General features: G+C 65.7%; 23 protein-coding genes. 14 read left to right on the forward strand and 9 right to left on the reverse strand.

Going from position 1 to position 21,537, the window contains the following annotated elements; all coding sequences use genetic code 11:
- Positions 1–9: 9 nt before the first annotated feature.
- The gene (locus tag D3876_RS02400; protein WP_119759507.1) at positions 10–1,272 is read right to left on the reverse strand and encodes a sigma-54 interaction domain-containing protein; all 1,263 of its coding nucleotides are present in this window, start codon (positions 1,270–1,272) and stop codon (positions 10–12) included.
- Positions 1,273–1,540: 268 nt separating this feature from the next.
- On the opposite strand from D3876_RS02400, the gene D3876_RS02405 reads away from it, so the two are divergent.
- Entirely contained in the window at positions 1,541–2,356 is an 816-nt protein-coding gene (locus D3876_RS02405; protein ID WP_119759508.1) for a flagellin N-terminal helical domain-containing protein, read from the forward strand.
- A 316-nt stretch (positions 2,357–2,672) separates the two neighbouring features.
- On the opposite strand, the gene D3876_RS02410 is transcribed toward D3876_RS02405, so the two are convergent.
- The 7 genes from D3876_RS02410 to D3876_RS02440 all read right to left on the reverse strand — a co-directional run bounded on the left by D3876_RS02410 (position 2,673) and on the right by D3876_RS02440 (position 8,331).
- Complete coding sequence (locus D3876_RS02410) at positions 2,673–3,404, reverse strand: sigma-70 family RNA polymerase sigma factor (protein WP_119759509.1); 732 nt, start codon at positions 3,402–3,404, stop codon at positions 2,673–2,675.
- A gap of 27 nt (positions 3,405–3,431) precedes the next feature.
- Positions 3,432–5,534 carry a flagellar biosynthesis protein FlhA gene (gene flhA, locus D3876_RS02415; RefSeq protein WP_119759510.1) on the reverse strand — a complete coding sequence of 701 codons (2,103 nt, stop codon included), beginning with the start codon at positions 5,532–5,534 and terminating at the stop codon, positions 3,432–3,434.
- A 257-nt stretch (positions 5,535–5,791) separates the two neighbouring features.
- Complete coding sequence (locus D3876_RS02420) at positions 5,792–6,121, reverse strand: hypothetical protein (protein ID WP_119759511.1); 330 nt, start codon at positions 6,119–6,121, stop codon at positions 5,792–5,794.
- Entirely contained in the window at positions 6,118–6,408 is a 291-nt protein-coding gene (gene flgM / locus D3876_RS02425; protein WP_238475207.1) for a flagellar biosynthesis anti-sigma factor FlgM, read from the reverse strand. The genes D3876_RS02420 and flgM overlap by 4 nt, the downstream gene beginning before the upstream one ends.
- 64 nt (positions 6,409–6,472) lie before the next feature.
- Positions 6,473–6,970, reverse strand: a complete 498-nt coding sequence (locus D3876_RS02430; protein WP_119760932.1) for a flagella basal body P-ring formation protein FlgA — start codon at positions 6,968–6,970, stop codon at positions 6,473–6,475.
- 195 nt (positions 6,971–7,165) lie between these two features.
- A complete protein-coding gene (locus tag D3876_RS02435) occupies positions 7,166–7,651 on the reverse strand; it encodes a flagellar motor protein MotB (RefSeq protein ID WP_119759512.1) in 486 nt (161 codons plus the stop codon).
- On the reverse strand, positions 7,648–8,331 hold the full coding sequence (locus tag D3876_RS02440) for a motility protein A (protein ID WP_119759513.1): 684 nt from the start codon (positions 8,329–8,331) through the stop codon (positions 7,648–7,650). Before D3876_RS02440 ends, D3876_RS02435 begins: the two co-directional genes overlap by 4 nt.
- 199 nt (positions 8,332–8,530) lie before the next feature.
- On the opposite strand from D3876_RS02440, the gene flgB reads away from it, so the two are divergent.
- The 13 genes from flgB (at position 8,531) to D3876_RS02505 (ending at position 19,377) form a co-directional block, all read left to right on the forward strand.
- Positions 8,531–8,884 (forward strand): flagellar basal body rod protein FlgB, encoded by a 354-nt coding sequence (flgB, locus tag D3876_RS02445; RefSeq protein ID WP_119759514.1) that lies wholly within the window; start codon positions 8,531–8,533, stop codon positions 8,882–8,884.
- A 2-nt stretch (positions 8,885–8,886) separates the two neighbouring features.
- Positions 8,887–9,288: a flagellar basal body rod protein FlgC gene (gene flgC, locus D3876_RS02450; RefSeq protein ID WP_119759515.1), complete on the forward strand. Its 402-nt coding sequence runs from the start codon at positions 8,887–8,889 to the stop codon at positions 9,286–9,288.
- On the forward strand, positions 9,285–9,947 hold the full coding sequence (locus D3876_RS02455) for a flagellar hook assembly protein FlgD (protein ID WP_119759516.1): 663 nt from the start codon (positions 9,285–9,287) through the stop codon (positions 9,945–9,947). The genes flgC and D3876_RS02455 overlap by 4 nt, the downstream gene beginning before the upstream one ends.
- Positions 9,948–9,973: 26 nt before the next feature.
- Positions 9,974–11,281 carry a flagellar hook protein FlgE gene (locus D3876_RS02460; protein ID WP_119759517.1) on the forward strand — a complete coding sequence of 436 codons (1,308 nt, stop codon included), beginning with the start codon at positions 9,974–9,976 and terminating at the stop codon, positions 11,279–11,281.
- A 170-nt stretch (positions 11,282–11,451) separates the two neighbouring features.
- The gene (locus D3876_RS02465; protein ID WP_119759518.1) at positions 11,452–12,195 is read left to right on the forward strand and encodes a flagellar basal body rod protein FlgF; all 744 of its coding nucleotides are present in this window, start codon (positions 11,452–11,454) and stop codon (positions 12,193–12,195) included.
- 22 nt (positions 12,196–12,217) lie between these two features.
- Entirely contained in the window at positions 12,218–13,006 is a 789-nt protein-coding gene (flgG, locus tag D3876_RS02470) for a flagellar basal-body rod protein FlgG (RefSeq protein ID WP_119759519.1), read from the forward strand.
- Positions 12,987–13,676: a flagellar basal body L-ring protein FlgH gene (locus tag D3876_RS02475; protein WP_119759520.1), complete on the forward strand. Its 690-nt coding sequence runs from the start codon at positions 12,987–12,989 to the stop codon at positions 13,674–13,676. Before flgG ends, D3876_RS02475 begins: the two co-directional genes overlap by 20 nt.
- 14 nt (positions 13,677–13,690) lie before the next feature.
- Entirely contained in the window at positions 13,691–14,890 is a 1,200-nt protein-coding gene (locus D3876_RS02480) for a flagellar basal body P-ring protein FlgI (protein WP_119760934.1), read from the forward strand.
- A 113-nt stretch (positions 14,891–15,003) separates the two neighbouring features.
- Positions 15,004–15,276 (forward strand): rod-binding protein, encoded by a 273-nt coding sequence (locus D3876_RS02485; protein ID WP_238475286.1) that lies wholly within the window; start codon positions 15,004–15,006, stop codon positions 15,274–15,276.
- A complete protein-coding gene (gene flgK / locus D3876_RS02490; protein WP_119759521.1) occupies positions 15,273–16,616 on the forward strand; it encodes a flagellar hook-associated protein FlgK in 1,344 nt (447 codons plus the stop codon). Before D3876_RS02485 ends, flgK begins: the two co-directional genes overlap by 4 nt.
- Before the next feature lie 15 nt (positions 16,617–16,631).
- Positions 16,632–17,474 carry a flagellin gene (locus D3876_RS02495; protein WP_119759522.1) on the forward strand — a complete coding sequence of 281 codons (843 nt, stop codon included), beginning with the start codon at positions 16,632–16,634 and terminating at the stop codon, positions 17,472–17,474.
- A 112-nt stretch (positions 17,475–17,586) separates the two neighbouring features.
- A complete protein-coding gene (gene motA, locus D3876_RS02500) occupies positions 17,587–18,450 on the forward strand; it encodes a flagellar motor stator protein MotA (protein WP_119759523.1) in 864 nt (287 codons plus the stop codon).
- Positions 18,451–18,453: 3 nt separating this feature from the next.
- Positions 18,454–19,377 (forward strand): flagellar motor protein MotB, encoded by a 924-nt coding sequence (locus D3876_RS02505; RefSeq protein WP_119759524.1) that lies wholly within the window; start codon positions 18,454–18,456, stop codon positions 19,375–19,377.
- 78 nt (positions 19,378–19,455) lie between these two features.
- On the opposite strand, the gene D3876_RS02510 is transcribed toward D3876_RS02505, so the two are convergent.
- The gene (locus D3876_RS02510) at positions 19,456–21,324 is read right to left on the reverse strand and encodes a methyl-accepting chemotaxis protein (RefSeq protein WP_182911839.1); all 1,869 of its coding nucleotides are present in this window, start codon (positions 21,322–21,324) and stop codon (positions 19,456–19,458) included.
- Positions 21,325–21,537: the final 213 nt, after the last annotated feature.

Raw genomic sequence — 21,537 nt, forward strand, 5'->3', positions numbered from 1 at the left:
GTCTCCACGTCAGGCCACCGCCCGCATTTCAGCGAGGCGGTAGCGAAGGGTGCGTTCACTGATGCCGAGTCTTTCGGCGGCGCGGCCGCGATGGCCGCCGGTTGCGTCCAGCGCCTCGCGGACGGCGCGCTGCTGGATCCTGCGCGTGATATCGACCATCTGGCCGGCCGCTGGCAGTGCGGGCTCCTCGGCGGCGGGTACGAGCGTCGGCACGCTCCCGCCAAAGGGCGAGCGCTCGATCGAAAGGTCGCCCGCCTCGATCCGCTCGCCGTCATGCAGCAGGATCGCGCGCTGGATGACGTTTTCGAGCTCGCGGACATTGCCCGGCCAGCCATGCGCCATCAGCCGGTCGAGCGCAGCGGCGGTGGGCCAGGGAAAGGCCTTGTCCCGCGGCGCATGGCGGACAAACAGCGCGGCCGTGATCGCGCGGATGTCGAGGCGGCGCGCATGAAGCGGCTTGAGCGCCATTGGAACGACGTTGAGGCGCCAGTAGAGATCAGGGCGGAAACGGCCCTCGGCCACCTCTACCGTAAGATCGCGGTTGGCGGCGGCGATGACGCGGACATTGACGGGCACGGTCTGCGTCGCACCGACGGGGAGCACCTCGCCTTCCTGAAGGACGCGGAGCAGTTTGGCCTGAAGGTTGAGCGGCAGCTCGGCGATCTCGTCGAGCAACAATGTGCCGCCATCGGCCGCGCGGAACAGACCGTCATTCGCGCCTGCTGCGCCCGTGAAGGCGCCCTTCTGGTGACCGAAGAGCATCGCTTCCAACATGGTGTCGGGCAGCGCCGCGCAGTTGACGGCAACGAAGGGCGCGTCGGCGCGCCGCGAACGTGCGTGGATGAAGCGCGACAGCCCTTCCTTGCCCGTGCCCGTTTCCCCGAGCACGAGGACGGTCGCGTCGCTTGCGGCAACGCGCGCGGCGAGTTCGAGGAAGCGGGCGGATTCGGGTTCGCCCGTCGCGGGGCGATATGCCGGGCGGACGAGTTCGGTCGCGAGCGCGTGGCCGAACACCATGTCGGCAAAGCCGAAGCGCAGCCGTGCCGGGTGCCCGTTGGCGGAAGGGGTGAAGACGGGCGCGCCGTCCTCGAATTCGATCAGCACGTCCTGTACTGTCGCCTTGGCTATCTCGCTGGCGTGGAGGACGCGTGGGCCCTGCTTGCGATCGGGGAAGTTGATTGCGGCCACAGCACAGGGCAGCCCCGCCGCCGTCATCCAGGCAGCGAGCGTCGGACTTGCTTCTGCGGCGCGGTCGCTTATCGCGATGGCCATGAACAAATACCCCCGAACGCGATGGTCCCCCGACCATCTTCCAGGCGTAACGCTGCAATAACCATGCCAGATGGAAAGCCACGCATTCAAAGGATCGCGCGCGTCCCCGCGGGAGTCCTGCTGACGGAAAGCCGACGCATGGGCCGTCGGAAAGCCGACGAAATTTTATCGGCTTAAAGAGATTCGGGCAGCGCCGTTAATCGACACGTGGCTGCCACGCTTCTCCGCTGGCCGCCGGGTTTAGAAGAAGCGGGAAAGGAATTATCCAATGACTGTCATCAACAGCAACAGCGCTGCACTGCGTGCCCACAACAGCTCGCGTGTCGCCGACAAGAACCTCAGCACGGCGATGGAGCGCCTGTCGACCGGCAAGCGCATCAACTCCGCCAAGGACGACGCCGCCGGCCTCGCAGTCGCATCGCGCATGACCGCCGAACTCAAGGGCATCGGCGCCGCGATCCGCAACGCCAATGACGGCATCTCGCTGGCGCAGACCGCGGAAGGCGCGATGGGCGAAGTCTCCAACATGCTCCACCGCATGAAGGAACTGTCGGTCCAGTCGGCCAACGGCACGCTGAGCGACGGCGACAAGGACAACCTCCAGGCCGAGTTCGCCGAGCTGATCGCCCAGATCGACGACGTCGCGAACCGCACGACCTTCAACGGCGTCGCGCTGGCCGACGGCACGAACACCACCGTTGCGATCCAGACCGGCACCAAGGCCGGCGAGACGCTCGACATCACGCTGGCGGATCTCACCGCCACGACGCTGGCGGTTGACGCCGAAGATATCGGCTCGACCGGTGACGCAGATGCGGCGATGACCGCGATCGACGCCGCGATCGACACGGTGACGACGGCCCGCGCAACGCTGGGTGCGGTGCAGAACCGCCTCGACGCGACGGTCAACAACCTGACCAGCCGTTCGACCAACCTGGAAGACTCGCGTTCGCGGATCGAAGACACCGACTTCTCGGTCGAAACCACGAACCTCGCCAAGTCGCAGATCCTCTCGCAGGCCGCGACCGCGATGCTCGCCCAGGCGAACCAGTCGTCGCAGAACGTGATGAGCCTGCTGCGCTAAGCGCAACCCGATAGCTTCGCGGGAGAATGGTCCCTCCCGCGCAGCACCCTACCCCCGGCGCCTACCCCACATGGCGCCGGGGGTTTTCATTTGTCCCGACGCAAAAAGGCCCCGCCGGTTGGCGGGGCCTTTTTCTTTGCCGCCCACGGCTCTTCGACCCGACGATGTTCCAATTAGTCCGCTCATCCTGAGGAGAGGCTGAGCCTGGCGAAGCCTCGTCTCGAAGGACCGGTTCCGAGCGCCCTTCGAGACGCCGTTTCGACAAGCTCAACGGCTCCTCAGGGTGAGCGGATTTATCCGAAATCCTTTGCCCCGCTCAGCTCCAGTCGGCGAGGTGGCCGCGCAGCTTGTCGAGCGCGGCCTTCTTGATCTGGCAGACGCGCGCGCCTGACACGCCGAGCACCTGCGCGATCTCTTCAAGGTTCAGTTCCTCGACGAAATAGAGCTGGAGGATCATCGCCTCACGTTCGGGCAAGTCCTTGATGCCCTGCTCGATCGCATCGCGCAGCGCCTCGCGCTCGAGCGCATCGTCGGCGCGTTCCTCGACATCCGCGAACCACATCGCATGGTCCGAATAGATATCGTCCAACGATTCATGGATCGTCGCTTCGGAACCGTCGACCACCGCGCGATAGGCGCCGGCGTCGAGGCCCATGGCCTGCGCCATCTCCGCCTCGTCGGCCCGGCGGCCAAGCTGGTTCTCCAGCCTGGCACGGACAGCCGCGAGTTCGCGCCTACGGCCCATCGCCGACCGGCAGATGCTGGCCTGCGAACGCAGCTTGTCGATCATCGCGCCGCGGATGCGCATCGAGGCGTAGGTCGCAAAGGCATAGCCGCGATCCTCGAAGGCATTGGCGGCCTCGACCAGCGCGACCATGCCGATCTGCGCGAGATCCTCGACGTCGATCGCCGAGGCGACACGGCCATGGACGTGCCATGCGATCTTGCGGACCAGCGGCATATGCGCGCGGATCAGCGCCTGCGCATCCTTCTGCGCGGGCCTGCGCCCGTAGACGGGAGAAGAAACCGCAAGGCTAGCGGACGACATGGAGCGCCTCCATTGGATGCACAAGCATCATTGAACCGCCTCGCCGATTGCGACGGGACGCGCATCGCGGCCGATGACCGCGACGACCTCGACGGGCTTGCCGTCGGGAATTTCGAGGAAGGAGATCACCGGCGTGTCGGGCAAATGCGAACGCAGCAGCCGCGACAGCGCGCGCCGGGCGAGCGGCGAGGTGACGATCGCGAACGAGCGCGCCGCTCCCACCAGCGGCGCCGCCGCCTGGGTGACCGATTCGATGATCCGCGTCGACAACGCAGGATCGAAGGGATGCGAGGCGTTCGGCCCCGAACGGATCGCCTGCGCGAGCAGCCCCTCAAGCTCCGCGTCGAGCGTGATGACGGGCAGCGGCATCTTGATGGGCACGATGCCCTGTATGATGATCGGGCCGATGCGACTGCGGACATTCTCCTCGAGCATCGCCATGTCGGGATTCTCGCGCATGGCGTCGACCATTGCCTCGGCGATGCGCCGGAAGTCCTTGAGCGAAACACCCTCGGAGAGGAGCGACCGGCACAGAGCCGATATGTCGGCGAGCGAAAGAGGCTGCGGCGTGAGCCCGCCGACGAGCTGCGGCGCGCTTTCCTTGAGCGCGGCGAGCAGCTTTTCGGCCTCGTCGAGCCCGAACAGGTCGGCGGCGTGGCTGAGCACAAGCTGGTTGAGATGCGTGGCGATGACCGTCGCGGGATCAACCACGGTGTAGCCCGCGACGATCGCATCGTTGCGCTGCTCGGCGCCGATCCAGAGCGCGTCGAGCCCGAAGGTCGGGTCCTTGACCGGGCGGCCATCGACATGGAATTCGACGTCGCCGCCGTCGAGCGCGAGCAGATCCTCGGGCCAGATCTCGTCCTCGCCCATCACCGCGCCCGCCACCGTGATACGGTAGCTGTTGGGTGCGAGCGAAAGATTGTCGCGCACGCGGACCAGCGGCACGACGAAGCCCAGTTCGCGCGAAAGCTGCCTGCGGATGCCCGTGATCCGCCCCATCAGCGGCGCGCCCTTGCGTTCATCGACCAGACTGACGAGGCCATAGCCGATTTCGAGCCCGAGCGGCGCGACGTCGCTGACCTCGTCCCATTCGATCGCGGCGGGCTGCGGACTGGCGAGCATTTCCTGGACCTGCACCGCCTCTCCCCCGGACTCGGCCTTGCCCTTCAATCGCCATGCGATGAAGCCGCAGATCGCCGCTGCCGAGAGCATCATGAAATGCGGCATTCCGGGCACAACGCCGAGCAACGCGAGGATCGCGGCGACGGGCACCCATGCCCGGCGGTCACCGAACTGGCTGGTGATCTGCCCCGACAGGTCGAAAGGCGAGGAAACGCGCGTGACGATCGCGGCGGCCGCGATCGAGAGCAGAAGTGCTGGCACCTGCGCCACCAGCGCGTCACCGATCGCGAGCAAAATATAGGTTTCGGCAGCCTGGCCAACCGAAAGACCATGGCTGACCACGCCGAGCACGAGCCCGCCGAGGATGTTGATGACGAGAATGAGAACGCCGGCAACGGCGTCGCCCTTCACGAACTTGGAGGCACCGTCCATCGAGCCGTAGAAATCGGCCTCGGTCGCGACTTCCTGACGGCGCGCCTTGGCTTCGTCGGGGGTGAGCAGGCCGGCGTTCAAATCGGCGTCGATCGCCATCTGCTTGCCGGGCAGCGCATCGAGCGTGAAGCGCGCCGAAACCTCGGAAACGCGGCCCGCGCCCTTGGTGATCACGACCAGGTTGATGATCATCAGGATCGCGAAGACGAAGATGCCGACGGCATAATCGCCGCCGATCAGGAAGCTGCCGAATGCCTCGATGACGTGGCCTGCTGCATCCGGCCCCTCATGCCCGCTGACGAGCACGACACGCGTCGAAGCGACATTGAGCGAGAGGCGGAGCAGCGTGGCAAACAGCAACACCGTCGGAAAGGCCGAAAAATCGAGCGGCTTGGCGGCATTCAACGCCACCATCAGCACCGCAAGCGAGATCACGATATTGGTGATGAAGCCGATGTCGAGGATGACGGCCGGGATCGGGACGACCATCAGGCCGACGATCAGCAATGTCGCGAGCGGGAAGATGGCACCGCGCCCGGCGTCGCCCCAGATCTTCAGGTTCACCGGATTCATTTCCGGAAAATCCGGGCGATTTCGGCGACTGGGGCAACTGTCGGAAACATGACACCTCCACGTGGTACGCGAGGTGTTCAGCAATTAACGTGCCATTTGGGGTGGATGCGCTGCTCGCGTCCACCGGCAATTTCATTTAGCCGTCGCCCCAGCGAAAGCTGGGGCCCAGACGATACCGAAGGCGATGGCCCAGACTATGGAGTGTTGCACGAACATTGCTTGGGCCCCAGCTTGCGCTGGAGCGACATAGAGGACGCTTAGCGTGCCGTGCTGCTACGACGACCCTTGCGGCCATAAACCGCGGCATTCTGCGCCTCGGCGCGCGCCTGCTGGAGCAGGTCGAGCTTGCGCTCCGCCATGTCGCCGAGCAGGTTGACGCGTACGCGCGCCGCCTCGGCGAGCCCGAGCGCGTGATCCAGCATGGCGAGTTCGGCGCTGTCGTCGCGCCAGCCGCCCAGCCCGCGCAGCCGACCGACGGCGAGCGTCAGCGCGGTGTTCGCGAGTTCGATCGCCTGCGGATCGCGGCCGTCTAGCGCCGAAATCAGCCGCTCGATCCCGTCGACCATATCTTCGAGTTCGGCGGTCACGCGTCGCCCTTGGGGCCGAGGTCGAGCGCGATCATCTTTTCGGCGATCGCGCGCGGATCTAGCGTGTAACTGCCATCGGCGATCTTCGCGCGCAGTTCAGCCACACGATCGCTGTCGACGGGCGGTCCGTCGGCAAGCATTTGCGACACCGCGGTTCCTGCAGCCTCGCGCGCACCCGGCTTGGTCTCGACACCAGCGGCGGCTGTGCCACCCTGTTCGGCAGCCTTGGTCCGGACCGGTTCGATCCTGCTTGTGGGGCCAAGCCCGACGCCTTTGATCATCGTCATATCCTTCGCTTTTCAGCGGGCTTTCGCCCTCTTGAAGCTCTTAACGGCAATTAACGGAATTACTTTAATCGGGAATGCGCACAAGTCCCGCACGCACGACCTCGGCGAAGACGGGAGCGGCCTTCGGCGTCGATCGCACGCGGATGCGCGCACCCGGCGCGCCGTCCTGCTCGGCAACCGCCTGCGTGCTCACTTCGAAGAAACGGCCGCCGGCGATCAGCTCGACGGGATCGCCCTTGCGGATCACGGTTTCCTCGCGAACCGCTGTGACGGTCAGGCTGCGCGACAGCGGCACGCGGATCCGCCAGCCCAGAGAAGCGCAGCGCACCGCGACCGCGCCCAGCACGGGTGCGTCGAAAACGGGCGCCTGCGGGCATTGCGCGAGCTTCAGCCGCCGATCGATCGGCGCCGTGGGCCCGCCGGGCTCGCCAACGCCCGCGCCGAGCGCGGAAACGAGCACGGTCTCGAGCTGATCGATGTTCTGGAACGCCTGCGCGTGCCCGGCCGAAGTCGCGGCAAGCGCCGTGGTCAGCAACAGGTGTCGGAAAACCGTCGTCGTCATCATGCGTGGCCCTTTTCGAAACCACGCGAAGCAAGGACCGCGCCAAATGGAGAGGCCTCCTGCTCCGCTCATCCTGAGGAGCCGTTGAGCTTGGCGAAACGGCGTCTCGAAGGACATCGCGCCAGCCTTCGAGACGAGGCTTCGCCAAGCTCAGCCTCTCCTCAGGATGAGCGGATTTGGACGCACCAAAGAGAGCTAGCGCGCCGGCGTGAAACGCAGCACGAGCCGCTGCCCGCCAAGCCCCTCTCGCCCGCGGCTGGGGGGCATCACGATCTCGATCGCGCGCGGATCCATGCCGGCATCGCGGATCAGGCGGCCGAGCGCGGCGGCGCGTGCAGCGGCGAGCTCCCAGCCGTCGAAGCGCGCGGAGTCACCCGCGCGGCCGATGCTGGTGATCGACACGGTGCCGCGCCGCCTTGCCCAGTCGCGCGCGAAGCGAACGAAGGTGGCGCGCGCCTCGGGGCGGAGCACCGCTTCACCTGGATTGAAGATTTCGTCGGCGACGAGGCGACGTTCGACCGTCGCCGGGCGCGCTTCGGCCGAAAAGGCATCGCCGATGCTCTCCACCACCGCATCCGGGTTGATGCTCTGCGCGTGGAGCAGGACGAAGAAGGCGAGCAGCAGCAGGATGAGGTCGGCGAAGCTGAGCAGCCAGCGCGTCTGGTCCGACGCCCGCATCATGCGGCGCGGGCGCGGCGTGGTGCGCGCCCCCTCACGGGTTCATCGAGCTCATTCCGCGCGAGATGTCCGAGATGATCGAGCGCGCGGCGCTGCCAGTCGCACTCCAGCGCGGACAGCCGCTCAAGCCGACGCGCGATCGGACCCGCGACGAGATAGGAGAGCATGATGCCGTAAAGCGTGGTCAGCATCGCCAGCGCCATCGCAGGTCCGATGCGATCTGCGTCGTTCATCGCGGCAAACATCCCGACGAGGCCGATGATCGTGCCGACCATGCCCATGCCGGGGGCGCTGTCAGCGACGGCATTCCAGAAATCGATCGCGCCGCGATGGCGGCGCTCGCGATCCTCGATCTCCTCCGCCGCCCAGCGCGTGAATTCCTCGGCGCTGGATGCGTCGGCGAGCCGACGCGCCGCGGCGGTCAGGAAACGCTCGGCGGTCTGTACCCGGTCGGCGCAACTGATGCTGCGCGTCTCGGCGATGCGCTCCATCGCGCGGACCGCGCGCATCGCGGCGTCGCTGTCCGCCGCGGGATTGGCGCGCAGCAGCGGACCCAACGCCGCGAAGGCGCGTGCGATATCTTTTTTTTGCGCACGAAACACCGCGAGCAGCAGCGAACCGCCTATAACGAGAAGGAAGGCGAGAGGGTCGAAATAGAGCGCAAGCCTTTCGAAAATCGCCATATCCACCCCTTGCCGGCAATGACCGGCAAAAATTTGCCGCCCCCGGCAATACCCTGCCGCAAGGCCCTTGCCGCCCCAGCCAGCCCCGCGAAAATGCGCGTGTTTACCATTTCTGGCACGGCACTTGCGACCGTTAGGCGCGGCTGGTCCTGCCACTCATAACGGCAGGGCGAGCGGCAGATTAAGCGGGGGGCCGCCAATGACGACGACGCAGGATATTTTCGGTGTGCATGGCGACGCGCTTCGGCTGCGCAGCCAGCGCCTCACCCTGCTCGCCTCCAACATCGCGAACGCCGCGACGCCAAATTACAAGGCGCGCGACATCGACTTCACCCAGGCGTTGCAGAAGGCGCAGGACGGCATGTCGCTCGACGCGGCCGCCGACGACGCGATGGGCTACCGCATTCCGATGGAAGGTTCGATGGACGGCAACACCGTCGAACTCGGCACCGAGCAGACGATGTTCGCCGAGAACGCTGTGCGCTACCGCACCACGCTTTCCTTTCTCGAAGGGCGCATCGGCACGCTGATGACTGCGATCAGGGGAGAATGACCATGGCGGGTCCGCTTTCGGTCTATGACATTGCCGGCCGCGCGATGGCCGCGCAGATGGTGCGTCTCAACACCACCGCCTCCAACCTCGCCAATGCGGGTTCGGTGTCGGGGAGCAAGGAAACCGCGTTCCGTTCGCTGAAGCCCGTTTTCGAGACGGTGCGCAACGGCGACGCCGCGACGGTGCGCGTGAAGCAGGTCGTGAGCTCGCAGGTCGAGCCGACCAGGCGCCACGCCCCCGATCATCCGCTCGCCGATGCCAATGGCGACGTCTGGGAAGCTGGCGTCGACAGTGCCGCCGAGCTCGTCGAGATGATCGAGACCGCGCGCCAGTACCAGAATGTGGTCCAGGTGCTCCAGACCGCCAAGACGCTGACACTCGACACGCTGAGGATGGGCAAATGACGACAGTGAACGGTTCGACCTTCGGCAACCTCGCGCTCGAGCAGCCGCCGGGGGCCAAGCACAACAACACGCTCGACCAGACCGCGTTCCTCAAGCTGATGACCACGCAGTTGAAGACGCAGGACCCCTTCAATCCCGTCGACAACACGCAGATGGTTGCGCAGATGGCGCAATTCTCGAGCGTCGCGGGCATTGCCGAGATGAACAAGAGCCTGGGCGCGATCGCGCAGGACCTTCAGGCCTCACGGCTTGGCAGCGCCGCAAGCTGGATCGGCAAGAACGCGCTGGTCGAGACCGATCAGGCGACCCCGCTTTCCGATGGCAGCTATCGTGGCGAGATCGCGCTGCCCGACGACGCAAGCAACGTGATCGTCAGCCTCGTCGATGGCAACGGCCAGGTCGTCCACAATGCGACGTTCGAGAACCAGAAGGCGGGCAGCACCTCCTTCGCCTGGGACGGCAAGGATGCTGAGGGTAAACCCGTACCCGGGCCTTTGCGCGTCGTGGTCAACGCCACGGGCGCCACGGGCAATGTCGATGCCGCGATCGGCACATGGACGCAGATCACCGGGGTTCAGTCCCCCGCGGGCGGCGCATCTACGCGCCTCGTCACCCCGCTTGGCCTTCTCTCGCCCGACGACGCCGTTCGTCTCGGCTGACGCAATTCCAGAAAGGTAAGAAACCCATGTCCTTCTACACCTCGCTTTCCGGCCTCAAGGGCGCGCAGACCGAGCTTGCGGTCGTCTCGAACAACATCGCGAACGTCGGCACCGTCGGCTTCAAGAAGAGCCGCACCGAATTCGGCGACCTGATGTCGGCCTCCCCGATGTCGTCGGGCAATGTCGCGGGCCAGGGCACGCGGCTGAAAAGCATCACCCAGCAGTTCGGTCAGGGCGGCTTCCAGGCTTCGGAACGCGCGCTCGACATCGCGATCAGCGGCGAGGGCTTCTTCATGACGCGCGGCGAGCTGACCGGCGGCCGGATGAGCTTCACGCGCAACGGCGCCTTCGGCGTCGATCCCGAGCGTTACGTCCGCGACTCGCGCGGCGCCTATCTGCAGGTGCTGCCCGTCGACAGCGAGGGCAACGTTACCGCCACGGGCATCTCGGCCACGCGCAACCTCCAGATTCCGCAGACTTCGGGCGCGTCGATCGCGACCAGCGCAATCGACGTCAGCGTGACGCTGCCGCAGAACGCCGACCTGCCTGCAAATCGGGCGGTCTATAATGCTGCGAACCCCTATGCGTTCGATCGCACCGATCCCAACAGCTACAATTATTCGACCGCAGCGACGGTCTATGACGCCGCGGGCAACGCGCTCGCCGCAACGGTCTATTATGTCCGCACGGGTGCTCCCGGCGGTGCCGTCACCGACAGCACCTGGGAAGCTCGGCTGTTCGTCGGCAACCAGGAGGTTTCGTCCAATCCGGCGCAGCCGAGCCCCGCAGTGCCTCTGCAGCTCACCTTCGACGCTGCGGGTACGCTGACCGCGCCCAGCGGCCCGACGACCTTCGCCAGCGCGCAGCCCTCGGGCGCTGCCCAGCCGCTCAACTTCACGGTCGATTTCGGCACCGCGACGACGCAGGCGGGCGGCCCCTTCGTACCCACCGCCTTCGACCAGAACGGTGTCGCCGCGGGCAAGCTCGACAATGTCTCGGTCGGCAGCGACGGTCTCGTCACCGCAACCTTTTCCAACGGCGACACGATCCCGCTGGGCAAGGTCGTGATGGCGGCTTTCTCCAATCCTTCGGGCCTTCGCCAGTTCGGCGATGCGAGCTGGGGCATCACCGGCAAGTCGGGCGATGCGCAGATCGGCGAGGCGGGCAAGGACGGTTTTGGCGTGGTCCAGTCGGGCGCGCTCGAACAGGCCAATGTCGACATCACCGAGGAGCTCGTCCAGCTCATCGCGGCGCAGCGCAATTTCCAGGCGAATGCGAAAGCGATCGAGACCGCCAACACGATGACGCAAGCCATCGTGAATATCCGGACCTGAAGTTAACCCATGCAGATCGCTCCCATATCCGCTCATCCTGAGGAGCCGTTGAGCTTGGCGAAACGGCGTCTCGAAGGACGCACCGAGCCTGATCCTTCGAGACGGGTCTTCGCCTTTGCTCAGCCCCTCCTCAGGATGAGCGGTGGGAGTGTCATTAGAGAGATCGAACCATGGACCGTCTGATCTATACCTCGCTGACCGCAATGCGCGGCGCGATGGCGCGCCAGGCGACGACCGCCAACAACCTTGCGAACGCCAGCACCACGGGCTTTCGCAAGGAACTGGCGAATGCGCGCCCGCTCTGGGTCGACGGTCCGGGCTTCGACGCACGCGTCGCCTCTTCCGAGGAAGTGATCGAGGCGGACATGACCGCCGGCGTGATCTCCGAGACCGGCCGCGCGCTCGACATCGCGCTCGAAGGCGATGCGATGCTCGGCGTCCAGGCGAAGAATGGCGAGGAATCCTATACCCGCCGCGGCGACCTGCAACTGACCGATTCCGGGCTGCTGACGACGGGCGACGGGCTTCCCGTGCTTGGCGAAGGCGGCCCCGTCACATTGCCTTCGGCCGACGATGTCCGCATCGACAAGGACGGAACGGTATGGATCGTGCCCGCTGGTGGCGACCCCACACAGCCCCAGCGGGCCGATCGTCTCAAAATCGCGTCGCCCGCGGGCTCGGACGTGCTCAAGGGTCTGGACGGTCTGTTCCGCGTGCGCGGTGGCGGCACGTTGCCCGCCGATCCCGAGGCGCGCGTGATCGCGGGAAGCCTCGAAGCATCCAACGTCAACACATCCCAGGCGCTTGTCGACATGATCGAGGCAAGCCGCGCCTGGGAGACGCAGATGAAGCTGCTCACCACCGCGCGTGACCTCGATACGGCCTCGGCCGATCTGATGCGCCTGCCTTCCTGATTTTCACGGAGACTGAAGACCCATGTCCAATACCGCTCTCCATGTCGCCCGCACCGGGCTCGACGCGCAGAACAACCGGATGCGCGTGATCGCCAACAACCTCGCCAACGTGAACACGACGGGGTTCAAGCGCGATCGCGCCAGTTTCGAGACGCTGACCTATCAGATCATGACGGCGCCGGGTGCGCCCTCGTCGGGTGACAATCGCTATGCGACGGGGCTTTCGCTCGGCACGGGCGTGCAGATGACGGGGACCTCGCGGATCGACACGCAGGGCTCGCTCCAGACGACGGGCAACAGCTACGATCTCGCCATCGAGGGTGGCGGCTATTTCCAGATCGAGATGCCCGACGGCCGCACCGCCTATACGCGCGCTGGCGACTTCACGCTTTCGCCCGAGGGCCAGATCGTGACGGGTGACGGCATGCCGCTGGTTCCGCAGATCCAGGTACCCGAGGGCGCGGAATCGGTGACGATCGGCCAGGACGGCACCGTCTCGGTCAAGGTCGCAGGCGAAAACGAGTCGACCGAGCTCGGTCGCATCGAGACCGCACGCTTCGTCAATCCCATGGGGCTCCAGTCGATCGGCAACAACCTGCTGATCGAGACGCAGGCATCGGGCGCGCCGCAGGTCGGGCAGCCGGGCCTCGATGGCCGCGGCACGCTGCGCCAGGGCTCGCTCGAAGGTTCCAACGTCAACATCGTCGAGGAACTGGTCGACATGATCGAGACGCAACGCGCCTATGAGATCAACTCCAAGATGATCTCGGCCACCGACGAGATGCTGCGCAATGCCAACCAGACGCTCTAGCCGCCGCGCAGCGGTGGCGCTCGCCACCGGTCTCGCCACCGTGCTGTTCATCAGCGCCGCCGAGGCGCGCAACAAGGACCGCGTATCCGAATACGCCCCGAGCTACGCGCCCGCGCCCGTCACGGCGCCCGTGGCGAACGGCTCGATCTTCCAGGTCAGCCAGGGCTATGCCCCGCTCACCAGCGGCACGCGCGCCGCGATGGTCGGTGACGTGCTGACGATCGCGCTGGTCGAACGCACGCTCGCCTCGAAGAGCGCCACGCAGACCGCCGACCGCGCGGGCAACATCGGCCTCACCCCGCCCACGACGGGGCCGTTGTCATTTTTTTCGCCCTCCGATGTTAATATGGGCGGCAACTCGACGTTCAATGGTAAGGGGCAGGCCACCCAGTCGAACGCACTCCAGGGGGAGATCAGCGTTACGGTTGCGGAGGTCTACCCCAACGGAACCATGCTGGTGCGCGGGGAAAAGCTTGTGCGGCTGAACCGGGGCGACGAGTTCGTGCAGTTTTCGGGGCTGGTCCGCCCAACGGACATCGGCGCCGATAACCGCGTGCTTTCGACGCGTGTCGCCGACGCGCGCATCAACTATACCGGCAAGGGGGAAGTCGCCCGCGCCAGCCGTCAGGGCTGGATGCAGCGCTTCTTCTCCATGCTGAGCCCGTTCTGAGCATGGGGACCATCATGGCACAGAAAACACCGTTCGCCCTGAGCCTGTCGAAGGGCTTTTCTTTTCTTCTTGGAAAGGGAAGGAAAGGGCTTCGACAAGCTCAGCCCGAGCGGATTGGAAAGGTCGTTGGCGCTCTGCTGACGATCGCTTGCGTCTTTGCCGCCGCGCCCGCACAGGCCGAGCGCGTCAAGGACCTTGGCCAGTTCCAGGGGCTGCGCGCCAACCAGGTCATCGGCTACGGCATCGTCGTCGGCCTTGCCGGCACGGGCGACGACAGCCTCGAATATGCAACGCAGGGCATGAAGGGCGTCACCGCGCGCTTCGGCCTGACGCTGCCGCCGGGTGTGAACCCCCAGCTCAAGAACAGCGCCGCGGTGATGATCACTGCCGAGCTGCCGCCGATGGCGAAGCCCGGCCAGCGGCTCGATGTCACTGTCTCAGCGCTGGGCAAGGCCAAGTCGCTGCGCGGCGGCACGCTGATCATGACCCCGCTGCGCGGCGCCGACGGCCAGATCTATGCGATGGCGCAGGGCAGCCTGGCGGTCGGCGGACTGGGCGTCGACGCGCAGGACGGCTCGAAGCTTTCGGTCAATGTCCCCTCGGCGGGCCGCATCCCCTCGGGCGCGACGATCGAGCAGGCGGTCGACACGGGTTTCGGCACCACGCCGATGCTGACCTTCAACCTGGCCGAAGCCGACCTGACGACCGCGCTTCGCGTGGCTGCGGCGATCAACGCCAATCTCGGCAACGGCCGCGCGCGCGCCGTGGACGCGGTTTCGATCGCGATCGATGCCCCGCCGGGCGTCGAAACGCGCACGATGCTGATGAGCCAGATCGAGAATCTCGACGTTGATCCGGCGCAGGCGCCCGCGCGCGTCATCGTCAATGCGCGCACGGGCACCGTCGTCATCAACGGCGCGGTGCGCATCCGCCCCGCCGCGGTCAGCCACGGCAAGCTCACGGTCCGCGTCGACGAGAACCCCACGATCGTCCAGCCCGCGCCCTTCTCGCGCGGTCGGACCGCGCTCGAGCCCGCGAGCGACATCAGCGTCGAGGAAGAGCGCAACCCGATGTTCCAGGTACGCGAGACCGCATCGCTTGCCGATATCGTCAAGACGGTCAACGCGATCGGTGCCTCGCCCGCCGACCTCGTCGCGATCCTCGAGGCGCTCAAACAGGCGGGTGCGATGAAGGCGGAGCTGGTGATCCTGTGACGACGCCGGTCACCTCAAATCGCCCAGCGGCCATCTCGAAACCGTTCGTGTCGAGCGAAGTCGAGACACGTGGTGCCGCGCCAGCGTCCCTCGACTTCGCTCGGGACGAACGGGTGAATGCGGGCACCGCGCAGCAACGCGCCGAGCTGAAGAAGGCCGCACAGGCCTTCGAGGCCGTTTTCCTGCGCCAGATGATCGGATCGATGCGGGCGTCAAGCCTTGGCGACGATCTGTTCGGCAGCGAGGCGACCAACCAGTTTCGAGAAATGTCCGACGCGCGGCTCGCCGACTCCATGGCCGAGAAGGGCGCGTTCGGCATTGCCGAGATGCTGATCAGCCAGCTCGGCAAGCACCTGTCCGTGGATGAAGGGACACCCGTGAAATGAGCGATCTGCTGCGCATCGGCGCGATGGGCGTTTCTGTCTATCGCAACGCGCTGACCACGGTCGGCGACAATGTCGCCAATGCGCAGAGCGAGGGCTATTCGCGCCGCGACATCAAGCTGCGCGAAACGGGGATCCTCGGCGCCGGCCAGCCCTTCTATAACGACAAGTTCACCGTGGGTGGCGTGCGCGTCACCTCGATCGAGCGGAGCTGGGACGCGTTCCGCGCCGCCGACGCGCGGCTCACCAATTCGGATTCAGCGCAGTCGCAAACGCGACTTCGCTGGCTGAATGTCACCGAGACCGCGCTTGATGACGGACCCGCGGGGATCGGCCAGCGGCTAACCGCCTTTTACAATGCCGCCGATGCACTCGCCGGCGACCCGGGAGGAGCCGCGCCGCGCCGCGCGATGCTCGCCGCGCTGCAGGATGTGGCCAACGCCTTTCACACCGGTGCAGACGGGCTCGCGCGCGCCGCCGAAGGCATCGCGACCGAGGCGCAGACAACGGTCGCGGCGGTCAACAACGAGCTTCAGGCGCTCGCTGACGTCAATGTCGCGATCGCGCGGTCGCAGCCGAGCGGCGCGGGGCGCGCGAGCCTTGAGGACGAACGCGACCGGCTGCTCGACAGCCTCTCGACGAAAATCCAGATCGACTATGCGATCAGTGGCAAGGGCGAGGCGACCGTGCGCGCGCGCGGCACCACCACGCCCAATCTTGTCGCTGGCCCGGATGCGGGCATCGTCATGCTCCAAACCGCGGCCGACGGACGGCTTTCGCTGATGGTCACCGCGGAAGGGAGCACCGATCCGCTGCCCGTGATGGCAGGGTCAATGGCGGGGCTGGTCGACGCCTCCAACGCGGTTGCAGGTCGCAGGCAGGAACTCGACGCGCTCGCCGCCGATTTCGCGGCGCAGCTCAATAGCTGGTCCGCGGCGGGCACCGACAAGGCGGACAATCCCGGTGCGGCCATGCTTTCGGGCGCGACGGCGGCGGCGCTTCAGGTCGTGATGACCGATCCCGACGGCATCGCTGCTGCCGGCGGCGGCACCGAAAACGGCAACCTGCTCGCGCTCCAGGCGCAACGCGGCGACACCGGGCCCGAAGCGCGGATGTCCAACATGATCAATATCCTGGCGCAACAGCTCGCCTCGGCGAAGACGCAGGACGCAGCGCTCACCACACGGCGTGACAACGCCTTTGCGGCACGCGAGGAGGTGTCGGGGGTCGATCTAGACCGCGAGGCCGCCGAACTCATTCGTTACCAGCAAGCTTACGACGCCTCGTCCAAGATCATCCAGGTCGCGCGCGAGACGCTCCAGTCCATCCTCGCGATCTTCTAACAGGGACTTGAAACCATGATCATCGGCGGCCGCAACCGGATCAGCGCAGAAATCGCCCGTCACACACGGCTCGCCGAAGCGATCGCGCGCTCGCAGATCGAGATCTCGGGGGGCAAGCGCATTCTTTCGCCCTCGGACGATCCGGCGGGTTATGCGCGCGTCGGACAGATCCAGCGTTCGCAGTCCAACGAGGCGGTGTGGGGCGCCAATGCCGACGCCGCGTCCGCGCTCGCGGCGCGCGCCGATACCGCGCTGGACAGCGTTGTTGCCGCGGCGACACGCGCGGTCGAGCTCATTACGCTTGCGCGCACGGGCACGGTGAACGCCGAGGACCGCCAGGCCTATGCGATCGAGCTTGCGGGCCTTGCCGCTGATATCCGCGCGCAGATGGCGCAGACCGATCCGCGTGGTCAGCCCGTCTTTCCTGTCACAGCTCCCCTCGCCATTCCCGTCGGCAAAGGCCTTGAACTGAGCGGGACGCTCCAGCTCGACCGCGTCTTCGGAACCGGGGCGACCGATCTTGCCACCATCATGGAGGATGCCGCCGCAGCACTCGCGATCGCCGACGATGTCACGCGCAACGCAGCGACGGGCACCGCGCTCACGCGACTCCAGAACGCATCGGGCCGCGCGATCGACGCGCGCAGCGAACAGGGTGCGCGCATGACGCTGATCGATTCGGCGCGCGAGCGGCTGGCGAACTCCAAACTCGCGCTGTCCGAGGAACGGCTGGGCATCGAGGCGACCGACGTCTCCGAAACCGTCGCGCGGATGAATGCACAGCAATTGACGCTCGAGGCGGCGCAGGCTGCATTCGTCCGTATCAACCGCAAGACGCTGTTCGATCTGCTCGGTTGATGCGAATTAGCGCTTAAATCTGCGCCTCCGTCGCCGTTAACGGTTAGAGGAGGCAAATCCCGGCGAAGGCCGGCCTCCGACACTGGTATTCTGCTTGCTTCGGGGGTTGCCCATGTTTCCTGCGATCGGTCTGGTCGTGCTTCTGGTGATGGTGTTCGGCGGCTTCATGCTGACCGGGGGCGATCTGGGTGCTGTCATGCACGCGCTCCCGCACGAGATGCTCATCATCGGCGGCGCTGCCGCCGGGGCGCTCATCATCGGCAATTCGGGCAAGGAGCTGAAGCAGCTCGGCGGCGGCTTCACCAAGATCTTCAAGGGCCCAAAATACAAGAAGCAGGATTTCCTCGACGTGATCCTGCTAATCTCGACGCTGATGAAGCTGCTGCGTCAGGAAGGCCCCGTTGCGCTCGAGCCGCATATCGAGGAGCCGCAGGCTTCGACGATCTTCACGCAATATCCCAAGCTGATGAAGGACCAGACCTTGGTCCACCTCATCACCGATACGCTGCGCCTTGTCGTCGTCTCGTCGGGCACGCTCGACCCGCATGCGGTGGAAGAGGTGATGGACAACAGCATCAAGACGCACCACCACGACGCGATCCGTCCCGCCGAGCAGCTCCAGACGCTGGGCGACGCGCTGCCCGCGCTTGGCATCGTCGCGGCCGTGCTCGGCGTGGTGAAGACGATGGGCTCGATCGACAAGCCGCCCGCGGTGCTGGGCGCGATGATCGGATCGGCGCTCGTCGGCACCTTTCTCGGCGTGCTGCTGGCGTACGGCATGGTCAATCCCTTCGCCAACCGCGCGCGCCAGGTGATCGAGGCCGATGGCGCGATCTACGACGTCGTCAAGCAGATGATCATCGCCTCGCTTCACGGCCATCCGATCCCGCTGGTGATCGAGGCCGCGCGCTCGGGGATCAGCCATTCGAACCAGCCGGCCTTTGCCGATGTGTTCGACGGCATGCGCGGGCGCTGAGCCATGGCGAGCGACGCAAAGAAGCGCGGTAAGAACGAACCCGAACCGCGCCCGATCATCGTCAAGAAGATCGTCGAGGCGGGGCATGGCGGCCATCATGGCGGCGCATGGAAGGTCGCCTATGCCGACTTCGTGACCGCAATGATGGCGTTCTTCATGCTGCTGTGGATCCTCGGCGCCACAACCGAGAAGCAGCGCCGCGGCATCGCCGACTATTTCACGCCCACGCTGGTCGAGATGCGGCAAAAAAGCGCGGGGGCGAACGGCCCGTTCGGCGGCGATTCGATCGTCTCCAAGGACAATTATCCGCACAAGGCTGCGCAGACGGGCTCGAAAAGCCTGACCATTCCCAAGGACGCGACAGGCGGCGAAAAGGAAGGCGCGGGCGAACAGAAGATGCGCGACCGAAAGCGTTTCATGATGCTCCGCCAGGCGCTGATCGACCGGATGAAGCGCGACCGGCGGCTTGCGAAGCTCCAGAAGAACGTCCGCTTCACCGAGACTCGCGAGGGGTTGAGGATCGACCTGGTCGACGAGGCCGATTTCGCGATGTTCTCGCTGGGCACCGCGAGCCTGCTTCCAGACGCTCGCAAGTTGATCGGCGAGGTCGCGACGGTCATTGAGGGCGTGCCCAACGATGTGATCGTGCGTGGTCACACCGATGCGCTGCCCTATGCGTCTGGCCGCACCGACAATAACTGGCTGCTTTCAAGCTCACGCGCCGAATCGACGCGGCAGACGCTGGGGGATGCTGGCGTGCCGCTCGACCGTTTCGCGCGGATTGAAGGCGTCGCCGATCGCGAACCCTTTGTCCCCACGGATATCTACGACCCGCGCAACCGTCGGATGTCGATCACGCTGGCATGGCTGAAATATGATGAGGCGGGTGCCAAAGCGAAACAAGGGACCGAACTGGCGTCACGTTGACGGCCGATGCCCCTGGAGCCGTTCGGGCTGAGCCAGGACCGGCTCAACCCGAACGGCTCCGGAGGGTGAGGACCCGTGTTAGAACTCCTGCCAATCGGCGGCGGCGTGTGCGGCGCGCCCATTGGCCTGCGCCATCACCGCAACGGGCAGCGCCACAGCCTTGGCCGCCGTTTTCGTCGCCGGTTTGGCGGCAGCTCGAGCCGCCGGCTTCCCATCGCCGATCCGGAACTGGCCCGCCTTGTCGGCAAGCGTTTCGGATTCGACATGGAGATTGCGGGCCGCGGCCGATGTTTCCTCGACCATCGCCGCATTCTGCTGCGTCGACTGATCCATGGTGGTGATCGCCACGCTGATCTGCGTGATCGCCGACGCCTGCGCCTGATTGTCCGATGCCATGCCGCCGAGAAGCTCATGCACCTCGCCAACGCCCGTGGCGATTTCGGTCAGGGCGCCGTCGATCTTCTGGACGGCATCGACCGCAGCGACAATATCGGTCTGGGTGACAGTGAGCTGATCGCGCGCGCGCTGCGCCTCCTCTTCGGCACGCATGGCGAGCGCGCTGACCAGGTCGGCGACCACCGCAAAACCGCGCCCCGCATCACCAGCACGCCCGGCTTCGACCGCGGCGTTCATCGCGAGCACGCGCGTCTGGAAGGCGATCTTGTCCACGCCCTCGATCACCTCGTCGATGCCCTTGGCGCTTTCGCGCACGCGACCCATCGCCTGCACCGCGTCATCGGCGATCGAACGGCCGCCCGAGACCGTAGCGGTTGCTTCGTCGGCACGCGTCACGGTACGGCCGGCCGCCTCGGCGGTCGCCTTGATCCGCCCGTCGATCTGCACCAGCGCGGCAGAGGTTTCTTCCAGGCTCGCCGCATTGCTTTCGGTGCGACGGGCCAGGTCTTCGGATGCCTGCGCAATCTCGCTGGACCCGCTACGCAGCGTCTGCGCGCTTTCGGCAACCGCGCCGATCAGGTTACGGAGATTGACGAGCGCAGCATTGAAATTGCTGCGCAGTTCGGCATAGGAATCGGGAAATTCGACCTTGATCTCGGCGGTCAGATCACCTTCGGCGACGCTTCCCAGCTTTTCGGACACGGTTTCGACGACGAACTTCTGGTCCGCATCGGCCTTTGCCTTTTCGGCCGCAGCCTTTTCCTGCGCGACCGCGGCGTCGCGAAACACGAGCACCGCCTTCGCCATCGAGCCAACCTCGTCGCCGCGATCGGTTCCGGGCACGTCGATATGGTTGTTGCCGTCGGCGAGACCACGCATCGTCTCTTGCAGACGACCGAGCGGCGCCGCGATGGCGGCACGAGCGCTGAGGATCGCGACGGCGACACCGCCGACAACACCGAGAATGCTGATCATGAGCATCCAGAATGCCATCGCGTCGGCGTGCGCTGCCAATTCGTCGGTTTGCTTGTCACCCTTCGCAATGCGTTCATTGTTCACGTCCGCATATGCCTTGGACAAGTCAGCGAGCTGCCGATCCGCTTCGCTCAGCGCGCGCAGGGCTTCATCATTCCTGTTGGCAAGCCCGAAGCGAACTGCCTCCGCAACGGTCTTATGGACACCCTCGAACCTGGTGCGAAGTTCCGGAATCGTCTCGGCCAGACCAGGATCGGTCTCGAGCGCCTCATTAAGATTGCGGTTGCCGGCTTCGAGCGACTTGGTGAGCGATTGGGCCGCATCGCGCGCCTGAGCGCTGCTGCCGTCATACGCGAGGGTCCGATAGCCAGAATAAACCATCTCAACCGCACGGCGGTTGGCGCGCGAAATATCGGTCGTGGCGGGCAGAGTTTCGTCAGCAAGCGTGGTATATTGTGCATCAATGGAATTGAGCGTGCGATAGCTGAGCAGCGCGATGGCCAGAGTCAGCGCACCGAGCATCATCAGCAAGGCGGCAACCTTGGTCGCGATCTTCATATTGATGAAAGCGGTCATTGATCCTTCAATCCTCGAATGGCGGCCGCTGGCCCCGGCCATGGACATCAACGACATTATAGAGCGGGCGAGCGTGGCCCTTCGGGCATGAAAGCCGCATTTTTGCCGCTCTGGATCCGACCAATCGGAATCCCATTGTTTATTCTATCGAATTTTTGGGACTGCCGTTGGTCGTCGTGGTGCGCAACCAGGTGGTCCCCGGGGCCGGACGGC

Source organism: Sphingomonas cavernae, assembly GCF_003590775.1.
GTDB lineage: Bacteria > Pseudomonadota > Alphaproteobacteria > Sphingomonadales > Sphingomonadaceae > Sphingobium_A > Sphingobium_A cavernae.

Bases quoted from the DNA above. Each gene is read 5' to 3' on its own strand.
- D3876_RS02400 (WP_119759507.1), bottom strand. From the start codon at position 1,272: ATGGCCATCGCGATAAGCGACCGCGCCGCAGAAGCAAGTCCGACGCTC.
- D3876_RS02405 (WP_119759508.1), top strand. From the start codon at position 1,541: ATGACTGTCATCAACAGCAACAGCGCTGCACTGCGTGCCCACAACAGC.
- D3876_RS02410 (WP_119759509.1), bottom strand. From the start codon at position 3,404: ATGTCGTCCGCTAGCCTTGCGGTTTCTTCTCCCGTCTACGGGCGCAGG.
- flhA (WP_119759510.1), bottom strand. From the start codon at position 5,534: ATGAATCCGGTGAACCTGAAGATCTGGGGCGACGCCGGGCGCGGTGCC.
- flgM (WP_238475207.1), bottom strand. From the start codon at position 6,408: ATGACGATGATCAAAGGCGTCGGGCTTGGCCCCACAAGCAGGATCGAA.
- D3876_RS02430 (WP_119760932.1), bottom strand. From the start codon at position 6,970: ATGACGACGACGGTTTTCCGACACCTGTTGCTGACCACGGCGCTTGCC.
- D3876_RS02435 (WP_119759512.1), bottom strand. From the start codon at position 7,651: ATGATGCGGGCGTCGGACCAGACGCGCTGGCTGCTCAGCTTCGCCGAC.
- D3876_RS02440 (WP_119759513.1), bottom strand. From the start codon at position 8,331: ATGGCGATTTTCGAAAGGCTTGCGCTCTATTTCGACCCTCTCGCCTTC.
- flgB (WP_119759514.1), top strand. From the start codon at position 8,531: ATGACGACGACGCAGGATATTTTCGGTGTGCATGGCGACGCGCTTCGG.
- flgC (WP_119759515.1), top strand. From the start codon at position 8,887: ATGGCGGGTCCGCTTTCGGTCTATGACATTGCCGGCCGCGCGATGGCC.
- D3876_RS02455 (WP_119759516.1), top strand. From the start codon at position 9,285: ATGACGACAGTGAACGGTTCGACCTTCGGCAACCTCGCGCTCGAGCAG.
- D3876_RS02460 (WP_119759517.1), top strand. From the start codon at position 9,974: ATGTCCTTCTACACCTCGCTTTCCGGCCTCAAGGGCGCGCAGACCGAG.
- D3876_RS02465 (WP_119759518.1), top strand. From the start codon at position 11,452: ATGGACCGTCTGATCTATACCTCGCTGACCGCAATGCGCGGCGCGATG.
- flgG (WP_119759519.1), top strand. From the start codon at position 12,218: ATGTCCAATACCGCTCTCCATGTCGCCCGCACCGGGCTCGACGCGCAG.
- D3876_RS02475 (WP_119759520.1), top strand. From the start codon at position 12,987: ATGCCAACCAGACGCTCTAGCCGCCGCGCAGCGGTGGCGCTCGCCACC.
- D3876_RS02480 (WP_119760934.1), top strand. From the start codon at position 13,691: ATGGCACAGAAAACACCGTTCGCCCTGAGCCTGTCGAAGGGCTTTTCT.
- flgK (WP_119759521.1), top strand. From the start codon at position 15,273: ATGAGCGATCTGCTGCGCATCGGCGCGATGGGCGTTTCTGTCTATCGC.
- D3876_RS02495 (WP_119759522.1), top strand. From the start codon at position 16,632: ATGATCATCGGCGGCCGCAACCGGATCAGCGCAGAAATCGCCCGTCAC.
- motA (WP_119759523.1), top strand. From the start codon at position 17,587: ATGTTTCCTGCGATCGGTCTGGTCGTGCTTCTGGTGATGGTGTTCGGC.
- D3876_RS02505 (WP_119759524.1), top strand. From the start codon at position 18,454: ATGGCGAGCGACGCAAAGAAGCGCGGTAAGAACGAACCCGAACCGCGC.
- D3876_RS02510 (WP_182911839.1), bottom strand. From the start codon at position 21,324: ATGACCGCTTTCATCAATATGAAGATCGCGACCAAGGTTGCCGCCTTG.